This is a genomic window from Candidatus Nitrospira nitrificans (genome assembly GCF_001458775.1).
Lineage (GTDB): Bacteria > Nitrospirota > Nitrospiria > Nitrospirales > Nitrospiraceae > Nitrospira_D > Nitrospira_D nitrificans.
Genome location: NZ_CZPZ01000026.1, coordinates 1 through 4,191, shown reverse-complemented (window position 1 = coordinate 4,191; position 4,191 = coordinate 1). Strand labels below are relative to the sequence as shown.

Annotated in this window: 4 protein-coding genes and 1 pseudogene; 2 read left to right on the top strand and 3 right to left on the bottom strand. The window is 56.9% G+C overall.

The genetic code is table 11. From position 1 onward, the window contains the following. The coding region (locus tag COMA2_RS19850; protein ID WP_139076923.1) for an IS3 family transposase at positions 1-96 on the top strand (96 nt) is incomplete at its 5' end. 150 nt (positions 97-246) lie between these two features. Here COMA2_RS19850 and COMA2_RS14080 read toward each other — a convergent pair. The 3 genes and pseudogenes from COMA2_RS14080 to COMA2_RS14070 all read right to left on the bottom strand — a co-directional run bounded on the left by COMA2_RS14080 (position 247) and on the right by COMA2_RS14070 (position 2,757). Further along, positions 247-558, bottom strand: coding sequence for a nucleotidyltransferase family protein (locus COMA2_RS14080; RefSeq protein ID WP_090899497.1), 312 nt, complete (start codon positions 556-558; stop codon positions 247-249). A gap of 155 nt (positions 559-713) precedes the next feature. Beyond that, a pseudogene (locus COMA2_RS14075) lies at positions 714-1,439 on the bottom strand (carbon-nitrogen hydrolase family protein). 427 nt (positions 1,440-1,866) lie between these two features. Then, positions 1,867-2,757, bottom strand: a complete 891-nt coding sequence (locus COMA2_RS14070; protein ID WP_090899491.1) for a TonB-dependent siderophore receptor — start codon at positions 2,755-2,757, stop codon at positions 1,867-1,869. 98 nt (positions 2,758-2,855) lie between these two features. On the opposite strand from COMA2_RS14070, the gene COMA2_RS14065 reads away from it, so the two are divergent. Next, positions 2,856-4,133, top strand: coding sequence for an IS256 family transposase (locus tag COMA2_RS14065; protein ID WP_175304358.1), 1,278 nt, complete (start codon positions 2,856-2,858; stop codon positions 4,131-4,133). The last annotated feature ends 58 nt before the right edge of the window (positions 4,134-4,191 follow it).

The following is a 4,191-nucleotide window of genomic DNA, read 5'->3' as shown; positions in this document are numbered from 1 at the left end:
GAATACATCGAGGGGTTCTACAATCGGCAGCGTCGGCACTCAACCCTCGGCTATCACTCCCCAGCTGAGTATGAAGCGCGGGCAGCAGTCGCGTAACCACGTGTCCATGAAATCGAGGGAAGATCAATCGTCCACGATCTCCATCGAGCGAATGTCCGCAAGCGCCGCATGGTCAAAGAATCCCATGACGGCCCAGGCCGAATACTGACGCCTGATCTCTCCGTTCAATGAGGCATGCAGCTTCTCTTACACGGAAGCTTCGTGGCGATGCCAGCATTCCACACGAATCCCGTCGATCGTGAAATCAGTGCCGCCCTCCACGAACGGGTCGTCACATCCCCATGAGCTCACCTCGCAGGCATTCGGCAGCATGGTCGAGACCAAAGCCTCCCGGCCTGGACGCGAGCGGACAGTCATCGAAAAGAGATATACGTCCAAATCAGACCACCGATCAGCGGATCCCTTGGTTCGTGATCCGCCGATAGCAATACTGACGCTGCCGTCACAGAGCCGATGCAGCATGGGAAGCATCGCTGTCACGAGCGGGTCCGTAGTCATACGAGACGCTTCCTCATAATCACGACCTCTCTATTTCGAAAGATACACGACTCCATTGCTGGCCACCCATGCCATAGTCCGAAGTCGCGGGTCAGTGCTTGCCGGCGTGCAAAACCCAGAACAGCCCCGCCTCGCGGTATTCGCCTGCAATATCACTAGTGAATTTCCGCCACGACCATTCCCGCTTCTTGAAGTGGGACCTGTGCGATGACGGTTCCCTGCGGATCAATCACGGCCGTTGGGCCATACGATATACGCTGGTCCCGTTCGCCCGTGACGTCAGACGATACGATCCACACACCATGTGCTTTGGCATGACGTGATCTCATTTCGTTATGACGAGTCTTCTATTCCTCCGCTACGTCACGCGGCAGCATGTTGTTGCATGGACATGCGAGCACTCTCACCCCTGAAGCCGCAGCGGATTCGACCGACTCGGAGACACTCAGGTCATGACAGATGTTGATCCCCACGTTGGTCCCTCGGACCTCGAATATGGGGGAACCACTTCCGCGCGCGAACACGCGTGCTTCACTCTCAAGCAGGTGGGTCTTCCTATAGTGAGCGATGACCCTCCCGCCTTGTAGCGCCAGTGCCGAATTGAAAGCAACGCGACCAGCTTTTTCGATCAGACCGAAGACGATGACAGGCTGGACGGCGCTCAAAGATCTACGCGTGTCATCAATGATGGGCGAGCCGAGCTCCACAGCGACACCGGCGATGTGTTCCGGACGAATGTCGTAGCCCTGAAGAAAGCACTCGGGGAAGCAGACGAGATCGGCGCCGCGACGTTCCGCCTCGAGCGAGTACACGCTCATCAGTGATAGGGCGCGAGTCACATCGCCATGAACTTCCGGCAGCTGGCACGTGGCGATTCTCATTCACCCCTCACACTTCGCGCATGGCCGCCTCTTCACACGACTCGCCTGGTTCCAACGCGCCGGTGATGCCCTGCCGGAAGTCCGGCAATGCGAGCTCGAGCATCGCTACTCGGTGAAACAACAAATACAAGCGCTGACCTCCGGCTTGGCTAACCGGAAAACCGGTGCGGATACGGCAAGTTCACGCCGATGTTTCGCCGATGATGCCAGACTTGGCCTGTTGTGCTCAAAGATACGCTCAATAGCGTTGAGCTAGGGAAATGGGGACAGCTTCACGGTTATTCACGCTCAGTGCATACCCTGACGTGTTGCTGAAGTACGCTCAGGAGGAAGGCCACGACAAGTGGGGTCAAGAATGAAATGAGGTGTCATTAATGCGCTCACTTTTACAAGAGATCCCCATTTATGCCGGACAGGAGTTTCCCGATTAGTAGTACTCCAGCTTCAAAGACCCGATTATAGTAAGCGGCGCACCAGTATAGACCACTTCTCGGATGTCGAGTGTGCCCGTAAAGTATCGTTGGTCCAATACATTGGTAAAGTTGACGGCCGCAAGTAAATTGGTTCGGCTGAAGATTTCCGGCTTCCGATAATACACGGCTGCATCCATACGGACATACCCTGGGAGCTCGAATGGTGCCGCGCAATTGGCCGGATCCGTACATTGGAACGTCCCATTTCGTTTCCCTTGCGCGTACATACCCACTCCGGCACCGAGGCCTTTGAGCGGACCTTCCTGGAGAAAATACGTCGTCCAGAGGCTGCCTTGATGCAGAGCGGAATTGTTGAGCCGGCTTCCTTCAAGAAACATCAGATCTTTGGTGATCCGAGCGTCAATGTAAGCATAGTTGGCGATGATATCCCAGCCAGGCAAAAGTCTTCCCGCCACATCGAATTCGATGCCTTGACTGCGCTGTTCACCGGTTAGCACGGAAAATTCGAATCCGTTAAGAGGATCGGTCGACAAGACGTTTTTCTTCTTGATGTGAAAGGCGGCAACGCGTGCCCGTAATCTGTCCTCGAAGAATTGAAATTTGACGCCGCCCTCATAAGCCTTGCCTCGTTCTGGATCGAACAACGTCCCGGCGAAGCTCCTGGTTCCACCCGCTTGTGGGGAAAACGACTCTGTATAGTTGGCGAACAATGCTATGGGTTTCCACGGTTGATAGGTAACGCCGACGGAGGGGCTGAAGGCGATATCCGATTGGTTTTGCTCAGTCTGAGTAGGATCTATATCCGTCGGACGAACAGTACGAATCTGTTTGAAGTAGTCGAATCGTCCTCCACCGTGCAGGTGAAGATTATCAAGAAGGCTGATGTGATCGCCAAAATGGAGTTATATTGAAGTCCGTTGAATTTTGAATGAGGGGCTCCTGCCGTGGAATACTCTACGGGCACACAGGAAAGGAGCCACCGATGAGGCGGGAGACCAGACAACGGAAACAGGTGTTGGCAGGATTGCGAGCGATGACGGGTGAGGACCGAATGCTGGGGACCCTGGTCCGTGTCATTCACTCCGGGAAACAAGCGTTGGATGCGGTGATGCTGGAGATGGGACGGATGGTGGGTGAGAGTATCATGCTGATGGAGCGCGAGGAGATCGCGGGACCGGACTACCATCCGACGGACCCTGCTCTTCAAAAGTGGGCGCATGAGGACGGCTCGATCTTCCTGGGAGACCAGAAGGTCAAGGTGACGCGCCCCCGCTTGCGGCACGTGACGCAGGGAGAGCTGACCCTGCAGTCCTATGCCCGGATGCGTGCGCCGGGGGCATTTTCGGAGGAACTGTTGGCGAAGATTCTCCGAGGCGTGTCGGCGCAGCGCTACGCGGACACCGTGATCGAGGCCGCAGGGGCGTTCGGCGTGTCCGCCTCCTCGGTCTCTCGCAAGCTCGTGGAGCTGACCGCGACGAAACTGAAGGCGTTCCAACAACGATCTCTGGCCGACGTCACGCCATTTGCCCTCTTCCTCGACACCATCCACCGAGGGGGCGAGGCGTTTCTCGTCGCCCTGGGGGTGGACCAGGGTGGGGAGAAGAAGGCCTTGGGGTTCTGGCAGGGCTCTTCAGAAAATCACGAGATCTGTGAGGCGCTGTTTGTGGACCTGGAGCGTCGCGGGCTGGTCCTCTCCCGCCGAATTCTGTTTGTCACCGATGGCGGCAGTGGGCTGATCAAGGCGCTTCGAGCCCGGTTCGGTAAGAAGCTGGTGCATCAACGCTGTGCTATTCACAAGAGCCGGAATCTACAGCGGCACCTGGCAAAGCCGTATCGGGCAGAGGCGCATCGGCGGCTGATGACGGCGTTGGAGCAGACCAGCTATGCCGACGCGAGGCGGATGCTGCAGGAGTTGGAGGCCTGGCTCCGAACCAAAAACGAATCAGCGGCCACATCGCTCCGGGAAGCCTTTGAGGAATTATTGACCCTGCATCGGCTGAAGGTGCCGCCCCTGCTGCGCAAGACGCTCATATCCACCAATCCAATCGAGAGCATGTTCTCGCTGGTCCGGCACAGTGAGCGGAACCTCAAGCGAATCCGCGGGAGTGTGATGCTTCAGCGGTGGCTGGGGACCGTGCTGCTCTGCTGTGAGCAGCGGTTCCGGAAGGTCAAGGGCTATGCCGAGATTACGCAGATCAGGGCCACAATTGAGACCGAGCAGACAGAGGCGGCCTCTGTGCCGAGCAAGAAGGCAGCCTGACAAGAGCCATAACCATGGAGCGACTCAGAACATTTTCAACGGACATCTTGATAATTCC

Coding starts and splice junctions, on each gene's coding strand:
- COMA2_RS14080 (WP_090899497.1), bottom strand. CDS start 558: ATGACTACGGACCCGCTCGTGACAGCGATGCTTCCCATGCTGCATCGG.
- COMA2_RS14065 (WP_175304358.1), top strand. CDS start 2,856: ATGAGGCGGGAGACCAGACAACGGAAACAGGTGTTGGCAGGATTGCGA.